We start from the raw sequence: 15,352 nt of genomic DNA on the forward strand, positions 1-15,352 counted from the left end.
ATTTTGCTCGAAAAGGCTAACCATTAATCCCAGAGAACCTTGTTAGACAGCCGCGAAAAGTGGCGCCATTTTACCTTTATTCGCAAAATTTTCCACGGCTATTTGTGCGCATCTGTGCGGCGTGTCGGCACAAAGTGAAGGCTGGTAAAAGTAAAAGCTGAAAATGCCTAAAGCGGGAGCGTCGCTCGCAAGCGTTTGAAGCTAGATTGTGGAGCTAGGTTGTTGAGCATAAGTGCTAAGCCTATATTCGATTTATGCCAATTTAGCCATGTAGTGAGTGGCGTTAATCGGGGTATTATCTGCGGCTATAGTGCATCAGCTTGAGGCGCCGCTTCTCGCTTTAACAGCTATTTGTTGTAGATTCAAAAAGACAATTTGCCTATCAGGACGTGCCTAAGCCGTGATGGGGAGTATGGAGCGAGTATGACGACAGATGCAAAAACGCCAATGATGGCGCGCGTAGCCTCACAGGGGCGGTATTTTTTCTCGCAGCAATTTATCGCCTTAGCCGAGAGCCAAAGCCAGTGGCAAGACCTTGAGTTTGAAGAATGCGAGTTCCACGATTGCCAATTTAGCGACAGCACATTCCGTAACTGCAAGTTTATCGATTGCCGTTTTGTCGGCTGTAATTTAAGCCTGCTCAAGGTGCCCTTAAGCCAATTTAACGGTGTGAGTTTTGAAGAATGTAAGCTGGTCGGCATAGATTGGACCCGTGCCGCTTGGCCTAGATTATCCTTTGCGGCGCCTTTTAGTTTTAGAACCTGCATCTTAAACGACTGCTCTTTTATGGGCCTTAAGCTCGATGAAATGGTACTTGAGGGCTGTAAGGCGCAGGATGTAGATTTTCGTGAGGGCAAGTTTAATCGCGCTAACTTTAGTTACAGCGATTTTCGCCACAGCTTATTTGGCCGCACTGAGTTAATGGAGGCGGATTTCTCTGAGGCAACCGATTACGACATTGATATTTTTAACAACAAAATTAAAGGTGCCAAGTTTAGTCGCGATGAAGCGATTCGGCTGTTAAATGGCTTAGATATTACCTTGGTGGATTGACCTTATACCAACCTCATACTGACCTCATATCAGCACCTGTTCGCGCTAATCGGTGCTGGTATTTTATCCTTTTAAATTAACGGGTTTATTGTGACAGCGATATCGCGGTATCACTTTTTAACTTATTGTTTTTAAAATTGCTTTTAGGTTTTTTGATAACTTTTTATTGTGGTGCGTATTGTAAAAATACCTCAAGCGTACGCATCGATACGGCCAATCAACACTATTGATCTTATTCACGAATTTTTAGAACAATTTTAACTTTTAGTTGCCACAGATCACACTCAACTTGCCTATGTGGTTTACCACAATAGCCGCATACCTCTTTCGAGATAACAATCACTCTGGAACAGCAAAATGCCAACGTTTTTTAAGGCATTGGCATTAATAACTAAAAACCTGTGAGCAGATTTAGCCTTTAACCGCAGTGGTGACAAAAAGCCTAAGTTTGCGTGTGCCAATTGGCGCATAAGGGTGGATGAGTGTGATGGAGGTAACCATGATTGAGCTTAATAGGCGAACCTTTTTAAAGGGCGCAGGGGCCAGCGGTGCAACATGTGCATTAGCTAGCTTATTGCCGGGCAGTTTAGCGGCATTAGAGAGCAAGCAGCTTAAGGGCATGGGCAAAGAAATTGCCAGTATCTGTGAGATGTGCTCGACCCGCTGCCCGATTTCAGCGCGGGTGATTGAAGGTAAAAACGTCTTTATCAGCGGTAATAAGGCGGCTAAATCCTTTGGCGGTAAAGTCTGTGCCCGCGGCGGTGCTGGTCATAGTTTGCTGTACGATCCACAGCGGATTGTTAAACCGCTAAAACGGGTTGGCGAGCGTGGCGAGGGTAAATGGGCTGAAATCAGTTGGGATGAAGCCTATCAACTGATTGCCGATAATCTCACTAAAATCAAGCAAGCTCACGGCCCAGAGGCGGTAGCGTTTTCCTCTAAATCTGGCTCGCAAGAAAAACACTTATTCCACCTCGCCACGGCGTTTGGTAGCCCAAATACCTTTACCCATGCATCTACTTGCCCCGGCGGTTATGAAATTGCTGCTATGGCCATGTTTGGCACTAAGGTGAAACGCGATTTAAGTAACTCAAAATACATTATTAACTTCGGCCATAACCTGTACGAAGGTATCAACATGTCCGAAACCCGTGGCATGATGGCGGCGCAAATGGATAAAGGCGCTAAGTTGGTGGTGTTCGAGCCAAGATTCTCTGTGGTTGCCGATAAAGCCGATGAATGGTACGCGATTCGTCCTGGTACCGACGTGGCCGTCGCTTTAGCCTTATGCCATGTATTGATTGAAGAAAACCTTTACGACAAGGCCTTTGTTGAGCGTTATGTCGAAGGCTTTGACACCTTTGCCGCTGAAGTAAAAGCCTATACCCCTGAGTGGGCCGAAACGATCTCCGATGTGCCCGCCAAAGATATTCGCCGTATTGCCCGTGAATATGCGGCTAAAGCGCCCCATGCTGTAGTGGATTTTGGTCACAGAGCCACCTTTACCACCGAAGAGTTTGAAATGCGCCGCGCGCTTTACGCTGCCAACATATTGATTGGCAATATTGAGCGTAAGGGCGGTATCTACCTAGGTCAAAAGCCTAGCGATTATAACAAGCTCGCGGGTGAAGATGTGTCGCCTGTGCTGGGTAAACCCGGCGTAAAAGATATGCCAAAACCAGCGGCAAAACGTATCGACCAAGTGGAAGAGCAGTACGCCATGATGTGGTCAGCGGGCGGGATTTATCAAACCATCCTCGATGCGACCTTAAGTGCCGTGCCCTACCAATTACACGGTTGGGTGATGTCCCGTACTAACCCAATGCAAACCATGACCGACAGAGCGCGTGTGGTCGAAGCCTTGAAAAAGCTCGACTTTGTTGCCGTGTGCGATGTGTATATCAGCGAAACCGCCGCCTATGCCGACGTGATTTTACCTGAGTCAACTTACCTTGAACGCGATGAGGAAATCGCCGACAAGTCAGGTAAAAACCCTGCCTACTATGTGCGTCAACGGGTAGTTGAAACCTTAGGCGATACTCGTCCTTCATGGCAAATCTTTAAGGATATTGGCCACAAACTGGGGCTGAGTGAATTCTATCCATGGGAAAACATGGAGACCCTGCAACTGTTGCAGGTAAACCGCGACACAGAGCTGCTGCGTCGGATCAAAGACGAAGGTTTTGTCAGCTTCGGTAAGCCGATTATGTTGCGCGAACCTAAAATGGTGGCCGAATTTACCAAGGCCTATGCCAATGCCAAACCTGCGGATGAAGACGGCACCTACGGCAGTTTACTCAGCTTTAAAACCCCAAGCGGCAAGATTGAATTGACCTCTGCCAAGGTCGAAGCCATGGCGCCAGGACGCGGCGTCATTAAGTTCCGCGAAGTGCAGCTTAAAAAGCCAAATGAACTCTACTTTATCCAAGGTAAGGTGGCGGTGCATACCAATGGCGCGACCCACAATGTGCCCATGCTGGCAAATTTGATGTCGGATAACGCTGTGTGGGTTCACCCAGATACCGCGAGCAAATTAGGTATCAGCAATGGCGACCCTATTCGCTTAACCAGTAGCGTAGGTACAGAAGAAGGCCATGCGTTAGTCACCCCGGGCATTCGCCCCGATACCGTGTTTGCTTATATGGGCTTTGGCTCTAAAAACAAAGAGTTGGTTAGAGCGACAGGCAAAGGTATCCACTGCGGAAACTTACTGCCCCACATTACCGCACCTGTGTGTGGCATGACGGTACACACCACTGGCGTCACGCTGGCAAAACGCTAATTGGAGGCTCAAATGACGAAAAGATATGTGATGGTGCACGATGAGAACAAGTGCATCGGCTGCCAAGCCTGTAACGTGGCTTGCCGCAGTGAAAACGGCGTACCAGAAGGGGTGACCCGTTTGCAGGTGAGAGTCGAAGGGCCCTATGGCGAAATGCCCAATCTGCACTTTAAGTACCACAGGGTGTCTTGCCAGCAGTGTGAAGATGCGCCTTGTGTGAAGGTGTGTCCAACGGGTGCGGCCTATGTGGGCGAAGATGGCATTGTTTCCATCCACGGCGACAAGTGTGTGGGTTGTATGTACTGCGTGGCGGCGTGTCCCTACAAAGTGCGTTTTATGAATCCAGAAACCAAAGTGGCTGACAAGTGTAACTTCTGTAAGGACACGCGTTTGGCCCGTGGTGAAGAGCCAGCCTGTGTGACTGTGTGCCCGACCGATGCCTTAGTGTTTGGCGATGCTAACGATCCACAAAGTGAAGTGGCCACACTGCTCAACACTAAGATCACTTACCAAGATAAGACCCATTTAGGCACTAAACCTAGGGTATATCGCGTTCCTACCAAAAGAGGAGGGATTTGATTATGAACAATACTTGGGGCGATATGGCGCAATATGATCCCGTCACTTGGCACTGGGTCATCGCCGTGTATCTATTTATGGCGGGTTTATCCGCCGGAAGTTTGCTTATTGGTATCGGTTTGCGTTGGTTCAATCAAGAACAAACACAAGTTGAGAGCAATATCCTCAAGGCCGCAGCAATTATTGGCCCTGTGGCAATCAGCTTAGGCTTGGCTTGTTTAGTGTTTGATTTAACTAAGCCTTTCCACTTCTGGTTGATCTTAATTAACTACAACTTCCAGTCCGTTATGGCGATTGGGGTATTAGCGCTGCTAGCTTACTCACCCTTGGCATTTGCCTACGCGATTTTAGTACTGCGTGACGATTTGCCAAAGTGGGGCTTAGGTTTCCTCGCGCCTATCGCTAAGCTGCTGATGCCCTTTAGAAAGCTGATTGAAGTGCTGTTGTTTGTCCTCGCGATTGGCGTAGGCGCTTACACTGGCTTCTTAATCTCGGCGATGAATGCCTATCCGATGCTAAACACTGCGGTATTGCCTGCACTGTTCTTGGTATCTGGTTTATCAGCGGGCGCTGCGGCCAATGCGGTGCTGGCGCTGGTGATGTTCAAAACCGATAGTCACGACAAGACCTTAGCCAAAATGCATGGCTTAGAGCTGCCAGTGATGGCAATCGAAATCATGTTCCTGTTTATGTTGTTCTGTGCCTTGTACTTTAAGGGCGGAGCGGCGGCTGCGGCGCTGGCATCACTCACCTCTGGCGTGTGGGCAAGCGTATTCTGGATTGGTGTCGTCGGGATTGGCTTTGGTGTGCCATTGCTGTTTATGCTGCTTCCCGCAGCGACTCGCCACACTAAGGGCGCAATGATTATGGTGGCCTGTGCCAGCTTAACTGGCGTGCTCGCCCTGAGACACTTTATTGTGTATGCAGGCCAAAGTTACTTAAGCTAACGTATTGATGCTAGCGCACTAAGCATCACTTAAATGCGATTAAGTGATGCTCGAATGGATGACAACTCGTATCCACAGCAACAAAAAGCACCGTTAAACGGTGCTTTTTTTATGGCTGCGATTGGCATGAGGTTATTGCGGTAATAACTCAATCACTGATTTGACCGTGAGCACTAAGGCGCTGATAGCGCAGAGGGCTAAGGTCGCCATCTTGGTCTTATGTTTATCCACATTTCCCACCAGTTTGCCCGCCACGAGATAGCCTAAAAAGACCGAGGGCAATAGCATTAGCGACAGCCAAAAGTGCTTGATTTCGAGTAGGCCCGTCACCCCAAGAATCGCCAAGGCAATGGTCGAACTAAAGATAAAGAAGGCCGATAACGCCGCGCGAAACTGCGAAGCATCCTTACCCGCCAATAAAATCGCCATCGGAGGGCCACCAATGGCGGCGATATTGCCAAAGATCCCCGAGACGACTCCCGCGCCAAACAGAGTCGCTTTGTTCACCGGCAGACTGAATTTATACAAACTGAGCACCACGGCGACTGCCACAATGGCTGCAATCGCCAGACCAAGAATCGGCTGCGGCGCAAACAGTAATAGGCTGGCACCGATAAAGCCACCGGGCACTCGACCGATGAGTGCGTATTGCAAGCCATTGAATTCTAAATGGCCGCGTTCACGCAATAGGGTGAGTAGCGCGATGGAAAATCCCATCACAATCACGGGGGCAGGCACTAATTGGGGATCGACGATATACAGCAGCGGACTGGCGACCACGGCTAAGCCAAACCCAATCAGACTCTGGGTGAGGGCACCTAAAAACACAATCACAGACGCGATGGCTAGCGTTTGTGGATCGATCAAGGAGAACATAGGATTCCATCAAAACAAAATAGGGATCGTTACTTTAACCCATCACGCCGGATGAGCATTAACGATCCCTAATAATTAGTTACGGCAGGATTATGGACGCTTAAGCGTTATTCCATGTCTTCCCACTCGATCCCCATTTCGTCCATCAACCGCTTCGCTTCAGCGGGGATGCTGTCTGGGCACTCTTTCGACAGATCTGCATCATCAGGCAGAGGCTGGCCGGTGTAGGCATGCAAAAATGCTTCGCACAACAGTTCGCTATTCGTTGCGTGGCGCAGGTTGTTGACCTGACGACGCGTACGTTCATCCGTGAGGACTTTTAGCACTTTGAGCGGAATAGACACAGTAATTTTCTTTACTTGTTCATTCTTCTTGCCATGTTCAGCATAGGGGCTGATGTATTCCCCATTCCATTCAGTCATTGACTCACCTGTTATAACGCTAAATTCGGGGCAGATTTTAAACCCTTACAGATTACAGTCAAATTATTGCTACTATTTCTTAGCGATTGCAAACAGATTTCTTTATGTTTAGACGTCTAAACGTCTTAACGCCTATTGACGATACCACTGGGCTTAGGTACATTTAGACGTCCAGACATCTCTTTGCGAACTTAGGAGTTCCCGATGACCGCAGGCAAATTAGTGACCGAGCGTCAATTAGCCACATTGGCAGTGCGTCAGGGTATCGAAAGCGATACTCAATATGGCGCCGTGGTGCCGCCAATTTACCTGTCGACGAATTACGCCTTCGATGGTCATAAAAATCCTCGCGAATTTGATTACAGCCGTTCCGGCAATCCTACCCGCAGCATCTTAGGCGATGCCTTAGCTAAGCTGGAAAAGGGCGCAACCGGTGTAGTGACTTGTACTGGCATGGCAGCCATTACCTTAGTGACCACTTTACTGGGCCCAGATGATTTACTGGTGGTGCCTCACGATTGTTACGGTGGCTCTTACCGTTTATTCACCAACCTCGCGAAAAAAGGCCAATTTAAACTGCTGGTGGTCGATCAAACCGACAGCCAAGCACTTGAGCAAGCGATTGCCCAGCAGCCTAAAATGGTGTGGATTGAAACCCCATCCAACCCATTACTGCGGGTGGTTGATATCGAAGCTATTGCCAAGGCAAGCCACGCCGTAGGTGCGTTAGTGATAGTGGACAATACTTTCCTGTCACCGATTTTGCAGCAACCGCTATTGCTCGGTGCCGATATCGTTATCCACTCCACCACGAAGTACATTAATGGCCATAGTGATGTGGTGGGCGGCGCGGTGATCGCCAAAGATCCCCAAATTGGTGAGACCTTACATTGGTGGTCGAACACCTTAGGCTTAACCGGTTCTGCCTTCGACAGTTATCAAACCCTGCGCGGCCTGCGTACTTTAGCTGTGCGCATTCGTGAGCACCAAATTAATGCCGAGCGGATTGTGGAGTTACTGAGTAACAGCCCAGTCGTGAGTAAAGTGTATTACCCAGGTCTTGCGGATCATCCAGGCCATGCCATTGCCGCCAAGCAACAAAAAGGTTTTGGCGCTATGCTGAGTTTTGAGCTTAAGGGCGGCGAGGCCGAAGTGGTCGCCTTTTTAGATGCGTTAAGTTTATTCAGCGTGGCTGAGAGTTTAGGTGGCGTTGAGAGTCTCGTAGCCGTGCCCGCGACCATGACCCACAGGGCGATGGAGCCGCAGGCGCGTTTTGAAGCTGGCATTAAAGACACCCTATTACGTTTGTCGGTTGGTATTGAAGATGCCGACGACTTAGTTGCAGATATTCAAGCAGGATTGGCCGCCGTAGCGGCTTGTCAGTAGAGGAATAATAGATGGCACGTTGTCACTTACATAAATTTGGTGGTTCCAGCTTAGCCGATGCCGATTGTTACCGCCGAGTCGCCCATATTCTGTTAACCCATGGCCACAGTGATGATCTGGTGGTGGTGTCTGCCGCGGGTAAAACCACTAACTTTTTATATAAATTATTGTCCCTGCGCGATAGCAACCAATTATGGCAAGAAGAATTACAAGTCCTTATCAGCTATCAGCAAGGCTTGATTGAGCAATTATTATCTAACGAGCAAGCGCGGGATTTACGCGAACGTTTGACCACGGATAAAGCTCAGTTAATCAGTCTATTATCTTTAGATGTACGCAATGATTACCAAATTAACCATGTGGTGAGTTTTGGTGAGCGTTGGTCGGCGCGCCTGATGGCAGCGCTGCTGCGTGAATCGGGCGTGGCCGCAAGTCATGTGGATGCCTGCTCGATTTTAGTGGCAGATGAGGCCGCCGTGCCGCAAATCCGTGTGCAAGAATCCCGCGCTAAAGTACAAGCCTTACTGGCCGCACACCCTAACGAGCGCCTAGTGATCACCGGTTTTATTTGTGCTAACGAGCGCGGTGATACCTTGCTATTGGGTCGCAATGGCTCTGACTTTAGCGCCAGCTTAATTGCTAGCCTTGCCGATATTGAGCGCGTGACCATTTGGACCGACGTTGAAGGGGTATTTAACGCTGACCCGAATAAAATCAACGATGCAAAATTACTCAAGAGCATGTCCCTTGCTGAAGCGGACCGCTTGGCGCGTTTAGGCTCACCCGTGTTGCATTCACGCACCTTGCAGCCATTGTTTAACACAGAGGTGAGTTTGGCCGTGCGTTCAAGCTATGCCTCCCATACCGACTTTACCCTGATTGCGCCGCACAGTTCCTCAGCGAGTGCGCCCGTGGTGACCAATCTAAATGCCGTGGTGTTATTTGGCTTTAAGATCGCGGGTGATGTCGCCAGTCTGCTCGAGCAATTGGTGGAGGCGGGATTAACACCACTGGCACATTGGGTATCGGCGCATCAACGGCTTGAGCTTGCCTATACCGCTGAAAACCAAAAACAAGTACAAAAATTATTGGATGCGCAGGCCGAAGCCCTCGGCATTAAAGATCTGCAAATTAATACCGAACTCGGTTTAGTGGCGCTTGTGAGTGCCGATGCCGAGCATTATCGCCGCAGCTTTGCCCGTTTACTGAGCCGCGATGCTAAGCCCTTGTTCAGTGGTGATTTAAGTCTTGTGACCTTAGTGCCACAGTCGCAGGTTAATCTGCTGACCCAAAAAGTGCATCGCCGCTGCGCTGGCCCGCGTAAACGCATTGGCGTATTGCTGCTGGGTGTGGGTAATATTGGCGAGGCGTGGGTGAAGCTGTTTAAGTCAGTTTCTCCCTCGTTAAATCAAGAGCTTGAAGCGCAAGTCGAGTTAGTCGGTCTGGTTACTTCCAGTAAAGCTTTGATTAAGTCCACTGGTGTGGATCTGGAAAGCTGGCAGCAGGAATTCGATACTGAAGCGACTCCTTGGCAGTACGAGCATCTATTTGAACAATTAGAACAACTTAACTGTGACGAACTGATTGCATTAGATATCAGCGCCAGTGCCAGTTTAACCCTACAATATCCAGAGTTTTTCGAGCGCGGCATCCATATGGTCAGCGCAAACAAACTCGCGGGTTCTGGCCCACTGCCTTTTTATCGCGAGCTTAAAGAACAACTCGGTTATCGGCGTTTATTCTGGCGCTATAACGCCAGCTGCGGCGCGGGTTTACCTATTCAGCACGCCTTAAACGATCTGCGTAACAGTGGCGATAGCGTTGAAGCCGTGGGTGGGATTTTCTCTGGCACCCTGTGTTGGTTATTTGAGAAATACGATACCAGCAAACCCTTCTCGGAATTAGTGATTGAAGCACGTGGTTTAGGGATTACCGAACCCGATCCTCGGGACGATCTTTCTGGCCGCGATATGCAGCGCAAGTTGCTGATTTTAGCCCGTGAAATCGGTCTGGAAATCGAGCTTGAAGATATTGAGCTGCGCTCCCTAGTGCCTGCCCATTTAGCGGATATTCCGTTGGAGCAATTCCTTGCCCGTATCGGTGAGCTGGATGATGAATTGCTGCAACAATACGGCGCGGCGGCGGAACAAAACAAAGTGCTAAGATATGTCGCCTCCTTGGATAATAGCGGCGCAGTCCTTAAAGCCGAGGTGGGATTACAGTGGATTGATGCGAGCCACCCCTACGCCAACCTCACGCCCGGTGACAATGTGTTTGTGATCCGCTCAGCTTTCTATCAAGGTAATCCTTTGATTATCCGTGGACCTGGTGCGGGCCGCGAAGTGACCGCGGCAGCGGTACAATCGGATCTGACGCAGATCTGTCGCGATCTACTGCAAGAATAGATTTAAATTCAAAAGCTTAAAGGACTCATTTGAGTCCTTTTTTATTGGCGAAGATAAGGACTAAAATCAAGGTGATCAACGAGGGATAAGAAAATGCCAAAAAGGGGGATTTTTTGGCTTGACTTAACTGTCAGTTTCTCTAGTATATGGACATATAGACGTCCAAACGTCCATATGGATTAAATTACTGCATTTATAAGTCGTACCAGTCGCGATAAGTGTCGCACTCGGGCGGTTGAGGAAATACACATGGCTTTTCATCACGCACAACATTCACATTCGCTAAACCAAAGTTTGTCTGAACTTAATGGCGATATTAATGTTTCTTTTGAGTTTTTCCCGCCATCAACCCCCGAAATGGAACAGATCCTGTGGAACTCTATCCGCCGTTTAGAGCCGCTGAATCCTAAATTTGTGTCTGTGACCTATGGGGCAAACTCGGGTGTGCGTGACCGTACCCACGGCGTGATTGAGCGTATTCAACAAGAAACCAACCTAGTCGCTGCGCCGCACTTAACCTTAGTGGATGCCAGTGATGAAGAGCTGTTAGATCTGGCAAAGCATTACTGGAAATCGGGTATTCGCGACATAGTGGCGCTGCGTGGCGACTTGCCTGCGGGTAGCCCAAAACCGACTCGCTTTGCGGTGGATTTAGTGCGCCTGCTGCGCTCAGTGGCCGACTTTGATATTTCGGTCGCCGCTTACCCAGAAGTGCACCCAGATGCGGCTAACGCTCAGGCGGATTTGATTAACCTCAAGCGTAAAATCGATGCCGGTGCGAGCCGTGCAATTACCCAGTTTTTCTTTGATGTGGAATCTTACCTGCGTTTCCGTGACCGCTGCGTTGCGGCGGGGATTGATGTCGAAATCGTTCCCGGCATTCTGCCCGTGACTAATTTTACCCAGTTAAAGCGTTTTGCGGGTATGACCAATGTGAGCTTACCAAGCTGGTTACATAAGCAGTTTGATGGCCTTGAAAATGATGCCGGAACCCGTCAGCTGGTGGGCGCAAACGTGGCGATCGATATGGTGAAAGTGTTGTCCCGCGAAGGGGTAAAGGATTTCCACTTCTACACCTTAAACCGTGCGGAATTGACCTATGCGATTTGCCATACCTTAGGGGTGCGCCCAAAGGCGGTATAACGTTAACAGTATAAAAAACGCCGCTAGTTTAGCGGCGTTTTGTTTTGCTTAAATCCTAAATCCTAAATCCTAAACTGAGCGAGAAGTGTGGTTAAGCGCATCGACAACTGTGCTAACTCGTCTCCTGCCCGCGCCGTTTGCTCGGCACTCTCGGTGGCATTGGTCGTAATATCATTAATATTATTGACGTTTTTATTGATTTCCGCCGACACAGCACATTGCTCGTTGGCAGCGCTAGCTATTTGAATGTTCATTTGACTAATGGTGGATACGGCTTGGGTAATGGCTTCGAGCGCTTCCCCCGCCTCGTGCACCAACGAAACACAGTTTTGCGTGGTGGCGGTACTGGTATTCATGGTACTGACGGTGGATTTGGCACTCTGTTGCAAGGCTTCAATCATCTGCTGAATTTCGCTGGTTGAAGCTTGAGTACGGCTGGCGAGCGTACGTACTTCATCTGCCACCACCGCAAAACCACGGCCTTGTTCACCCGCACGGGCGGCCTCAATGGCGGCATTGAGGGCGAGCAAATTGGTTTGATCGGCAATATTACGGATAACGACTAATACCGAGTCAATCTGCGCTGTATTACGCTCGAGTTCGTTGATGGCCGTGGCAGCATGGGCTATTTCATCCGCCAGCAGACTTATAGTCGAAATGACCTTTTCAACCAGCAACTTACCATGTTCAGTTGACTCGCTGGCGTGGGTTGCTGCGTCGGCGGCATCAGTCGCATTGTGGGCAACTTCTTGTACTGTTGCCGCCATTTCATTCATGGCGGTGGCGACTTGTTCTGTCTCGAGGTGTTGCCGTTTTGCCATTTGCTGAGTTTCATGGGTAATGGCAGACATTTCTTCGGCCGATGTCGCCAGTAAGCTGGTAGAGTCAGAGACTTGAGCAACGGTGGCGTGGATTTTCTCAGCAAAGCGGTTAAAGGCGAGTGCAAGCTGCGCAATTTCGTCTTTACTCTTCACTTCAATCCGGCGGGTTAAATCGCCTTCACCTTCGGCAATGTCATTGAGCGCATTGGTTGTTTCGGCAATTGGGCGGGTAATGCTCTTGGCGATAAACCAGGCAATCGCGGTGCCAATTAGGAAGGCGATAAAGCCTATCATGATGAGTTTAAAGCGAATATCGGACATCGCTTGCTCAGAATGGCTTCTGTCCAGTGCAATATCCAGCACACCAAAGGTTTTGCCCGAGTAGTCTTTCATCCCATGACGATACAGGGCGTAGCTCTTGCCGTCTAAATCGATGGCGCGAATCACTTCAGTACCTTGCATTACCTTGTTGAGTTCGCTGGAGGCGCTGGTGTCGGTGGTAAAGGTGCCACCAAAGGGGACAAAGTTGCCATCCTTAGGCAGCAAAAGAGTTATCTCTGCTTGGTAGGCATTTTTAAAATTGTCGAAGAAGGGCTGGCCAAATGACATACCAAACTCCACCGAGCCCGTATGTTGTCCTTGGTAATTCATCGGCACGAGACCGCGGATACCTAAGCCTTCAACTCCGTATTCTAAGCCACTGAGGGGCTGCTTTTGGGTGTTGGTTTCGACAATGGTTTTACGGATTGCGGTGAGGTCATCACCAAATTTTTCAGGGCGATGCAGGCGTAAAAACGAGGTCGCTGGAGGGGTGTGAAACTGAAATTGCTGCACGGCAAAATCTTGTTTAAGGCGCGTAAATAGCGGTTGGGTGCGTTGAAGTAGTGCTTCACGGTCGCGCTCGGCAAAGTTACTTTGGATCTCAGGTGTGAGTGAGATTAAGGTTGCCATCGCCTGCGCTCTTTGTCCCGATGAGACGATATTTGCCACCGCGGTTTCGTATAACTTATGTAATTCCCGTTGCTCAGACTCCCTTATTTGGCGACTGAATTCCGATAGCACCAGCGGCATGATAAAGCTCATCACCGCAAATAGCAGTAGGCTGATGCCTAACACTATCCGAGTGCTAATGTTTAAATTCTTCACAGTAAACCTCCCGATATCCGTATGTATGTCTGTCTAAATATCTTTTTGAATATTATAGAGATACTGCTTTTTATATTTGCGAGCGGGTGAACCTTTTTCAGTTGTTTTTCGGTTTTTTGCGGATTTCGTGGCAGCGTGCACAGATCTTTTCTGAGCAGAAAATATTTACTTAGCCTGCTAACTAAGTATAATGCTTAGCAGGCTAAGTAAATGAGTAGGCATCATGTATAAAGAACTCGAGCGCTTAAAGGAGTTATCCCTCGCGGAACATTTAGGTCGCCTGCACCGCTTATGGCGTACCGTGGCGGATGTGGAATTAGCACCACTTGGGTTAACCCATCCTCGTTGGACCGCGTTGTGGAAGTTATTGCGTCTAGGTGACAACGTGAGCCAAAAGGTGTTGGCGGATGCGCTGGAAATTGAATTGGCTTCTTTGATGCGTACCTTAGGGCAACTTGAGGAGCAAGGTTTAGTCGAGCGTCATTGCTGCACTAAAGATAAGCGCGCCCGAATCGTGTCGCTAACACCCGCCGGTAAAGACGTATTAAAGCAAGTAGAAGCGCGGATTATCCATGTGCGCGGTGAATTATTAGCGGGCATTAGTGCCACTGAGCTTGGCGAGTTTGAACGCATCATTAGCCTAATTAGTGAAAACGCCTTGGCCAAGTTGGCTAAGAGCACAGATATTCTTGAGTGAGAAATAAGATGACACCGGATCAACAATTTGCCCGTCTTGTCAAAATCGCTATGCTCGGTTTTGTGGCCGTGTTTGGCTATTTTATGTTTGCCGACACTATGATGCCATTAACCCCACAGGCAATGGCAACCCGTGTAGTGACTAAGGTGACTCCACAGATCAGCGGCAAGATTCAAACGATTAATGTGAAAAATAACCAAGTGGTCGCCAAAGGCGATTTACTGTTTCAAGTCGACCCTGCGCCCTTTGAGTTGGCTGTGTCACATGCCAAATTGGCCCTAGAACAAGTGCGTCAGGATAATGCCGAACTTGATGCTGCACTCTTAGCCGCTAAAGCAGAAGTGAATGCGAGTGCGACGACTGCACAACAAAAACGCCGCGAGGCCAAACGTTTAGATGCACTTTATGCGACCCATGGCGTTTCGCAGCAGTTGCGTGATCAAGCCGATAGTGATGCGGCGGCCGCCGAGGCGAATGTGTTAGCCGCTAATGCTCGCCTCGATAAACTCAAAGTGAGCCGTGGTCTCTATGGCGAAGATAACCTTAGAGTTCGCCAAGCGATGAATGCGTTAGAGCAAGCTGAGCTGAATCTGTCTTACACCCAAATCCGTGCCGACCAAGATGGGGTGGTGACCAACCTGCAACTTGAAGTGGGCAGTTTTGCCGCTGTGGGCCAACCACTACTCGCCTTAGTCTCTGATAAATTGGATATTATTGCCGATTTTCGCGAAAAAACCTTACGAGGTGTGAATGCTGCTTATCCCGCATTAATTGCCTTTGACGGTGAGCCTGGTCGTTTGTATCACGCCCAAGTGAGCAGTGTCGATGCAGGGGTGAGTGCGGGGCAGTTTGATGCCAATGGTCGTTTAGCCGCGCCGCAGGAGTCAGACCGTTGGGTGCGTGATGCGCAGCGCTTAAGACTGCATTTAGTCTTAGATGACAGTGTGTCAGACAACAGTGCAATGAATAACCTACCCGCAGGGGCGCGCGCCACAGTGCAATTGCTGCCCGACAATACGCTATTTAGCCTGCTAGCCAAGGTGCAGATTAAGGTTATCAGTCTGCTTCATTATATCTATTAATATCAAGGCAATT

General features: G+C 49.2%; 12 protein-coding genes. 9 read left to right on the forward strand and 3 right to left on the reverse strand.

Features of this window, described 5'->3' with window-relative positions; genetic code table 11:
* Positions 1–423: 423 nt before the first annotated feature.
* The 4 genes from M0413_RS03480 (at position 424) to nrfD (ending at position 5,361) form a co-directional block, all read left to right on the forward strand.
* Positions 424–1,053 carry a pentapeptide repeat-containing protein gene (locus M0413_RS03480; protein WP_140907414.1) on the forward strand — a complete coding sequence of 210 codons (630 nt, stop codon included), beginning with the start codon at positions 424–426 and terminating at the stop codon, positions 1,051–1,053.
* Between the two features lie 499 nt (positions 1,054–1,552).
* Entirely contained in the window at positions 1,553–3,835 is a 2,283-nt protein-coding gene (gene phsA / locus M0413_RS03485) for a thiosulfate reductase PhsA (protein WP_249553197.1), read from the forward strand.
* Between the two features lie 12 nt (positions 3,836–3,847).
* Complete coding sequence (locus M0413_RS03490) at positions 3,848–4,414, forward strand: 4Fe-4S dicluster domain-containing protein (protein WP_011073773.1); 567 nt, start codon at positions 3,848–3,850, stop codon at positions 4,412–4,414.
* A gap of 2 nt (positions 4,415–4,416) precedes the next feature.
* Positions 4,417–5,361 carry an NrfD/PsrC family molybdoenzyme membrane anchor subunit gene (gene nrfD, locus M0413_RS03495; RefSeq protein WP_037430671.1) on the forward strand — a complete coding sequence of 315 codons (945 nt, stop codon included), beginning with the start codon at positions 4,417–4,419 and terminating at the stop codon, positions 5,359–5,361.
* A gap of 132 nt (positions 5,362–5,493) precedes the next feature.
* Here nrfD and M0413_RS03500 read toward each other — a convergent pair whose 3' ends face one another.
* Together M0413_RS03500 and metJ are read right to left on the reverse strand one after the other, a co-directional pair.
* The gene (locus tag M0413_RS03500; RefSeq protein ID WP_037430669.1) at positions 5,494–6,237 is read right to left on the reverse strand and encodes a sulfite exporter TauE/SafE family protein; all 744 of its coding nucleotides are present in this window, start codon (positions 6,235–6,237) and stop codon (positions 5,494–5,496) included.
* Positions 6,238–6,344: 107 nt separating this feature from the next.
* Complete coding sequence (gene metJ, locus M0413_RS03505; protein WP_011073770.1) at positions 6,345–6,659, reverse strand: met regulon transcriptional regulator MetJ; 315 nt, start codon at positions 6,657–6,659, stop codon at positions 6,345–6,347.
* Between the two features lie 222 nt (positions 6,660–6,881).
* Here metJ and metB point away from each other — a divergent pair, with 222 nt between their 5' ends.
* The 3 genes from metB to metF all read left to right on the forward strand — a co-directional run bounded on the left by metB (position 6,882) and on the right by metF (position 11,593).
* A complete protein-coding gene (gene metB / locus M0413_RS03510) occupies positions 6,882–8,045 on the forward strand; it encodes a cystathionine gamma-synthase (RefSeq protein ID WP_249553225.1) in 1,164 nt (387 codons plus the stop codon).
* Positions 8,046–8,056: 11 nt separating this feature from the next.
* Positions 8,057–10,450, forward strand: a complete 2,394-nt coding sequence (locus M0413_RS03515) for a bifunctional aspartate kinase/homoserine dehydrogenase II (RefSeq protein WP_240292944.1) — start codon at positions 8,057–8,059, stop codon at positions 10,448–10,450.
* A gap of 249 nt (positions 10,451–10,699) precedes the next feature.
* Positions 10,700–11,593 (forward strand): methylenetetrahydrofolate reductase, encoded by an 894-nt coding sequence (gene metF / locus M0413_RS03520; RefSeq protein ID WP_037422525.1) that lies wholly within the window; start codon positions 10,700–10,702, stop codon positions 11,591–11,593.
* 62 nt (positions 11,594–11,655) lie between these two features.
* On the opposite strand, the gene M0413_RS03525 is transcribed toward metF, so the two are convergent.
* The gene (locus M0413_RS03525) at positions 11,656–13,560 is read right to left on the reverse strand and encodes a methyl-accepting chemotaxis protein (protein WP_156312300.1); all 1,905 of its coding nucleotides are present in this window, start codon (positions 13,558–13,560) and stop codon (positions 11,656–11,658) included.
* A gap of 223 nt (positions 13,561–13,783) precedes the next feature.
* Between M0413_RS03525 and slyA the strand changes: the two genes are divergently transcribed.
* Entirely contained in the window at positions 13,784–14,257 is a 474-nt protein-coding gene (slyA, locus tag M0413_RS03530) for a transcriptional regulator SlyA (protein ID WP_037422531.1), read from the forward strand.
* An 8-nt stretch (positions 14,258–14,265) separates the two neighbouring features.
* Positions 14,266–15,339 (forward strand): HlyD family secretion protein, encoded by a 1,074-nt coding sequence (locus tag M0413_RS03535; RefSeq protein ID WP_037422534.1) that lies wholly within the window; start codon positions 14,266–14,268, stop codon positions 15,337–15,339.
* Positions 15,340–15,352: the final 13 nt, after the last annotated feature.

The sequence above is a fragment of the Shewanella sp. 8A genome (assembly GCF_023475945.1).
Taxonomy (GTDB): Bacteria; Pseudomonadota; Gammaproteobacteria; order Enterobacterales; family Shewanellaceae; genus Shewanella; species Shewanella xiamenensis.

What these genes read in the sequence shown, in the direction of transcription:
- M0413_RS03480 (WP_140907414.1), top strand. Translation starts at nt 424, where the DNA reads ATGACGACAGATGCAAAAACGCCAATGATGGCGCGCGTAGCCTCACAG.
- phsA (WP_249553197.1), top strand. Translation starts at nt 1,553, where the DNA reads ATGATTGAGCTTAATAGGCGAACCTTTTTAAAGGGCGCAGGGGCCAGC.
- M0413_RS03490 (WP_011073773.1), top strand. Translation starts at nt 3,848, where the DNA reads ATGACGAAAAGATATGTGATGGTGCACGATGAGAACAAGTGCATCGGC.
- nrfD (WP_037430671.1), top strand. Translation starts at nt 4,417, where the DNA reads ATGAACAATACTTGGGGCGATATGGCGCAATATGATCCCGTCACTTGG.
- M0413_RS03500 (WP_037430669.1), bottom strand. Translation starts at nt 6,237, where the DNA reads ATGTTCTCCTTGATCGATCCACAAACGCTAGCCATCGCGTCTGTGATT.
- metJ (WP_011073770.1), bottom strand. Translation starts at nt 6,659, where the DNA reads ATGACTGAATGGAATGGGGAATACATCAGCCCCTATGCTGAACATGGC.
- M0413_RS03515 (WP_240292944.1), top strand. Translation starts at nt 8,057, where the DNA reads ATGGCACGTTGTCACTTACATAAATTTGGTGGTTCCAGCTTAGCCGAT.
- metF (WP_037422525.1), top strand. Translation starts at nt 10,700, where the DNA reads ATGGCTTTTCATCACGCACAACATTCACATTCGCTAAACCAAAGTTTG.
- slyA (WP_037422531.1), top strand. Translation starts at nt 13,784, where the DNA reads ATGTATAAAGAACTCGAGCGCTTAAAGGAGTTATCCCTCGCGGAACAT.
- M0413_RS03535 (WP_037422534.1), top strand. Translation starts at nt 14,266, where the DNA reads ATGACACCGGATCAACAATTTGCCCGTCTTGTCAAAATCGCTATGCTC.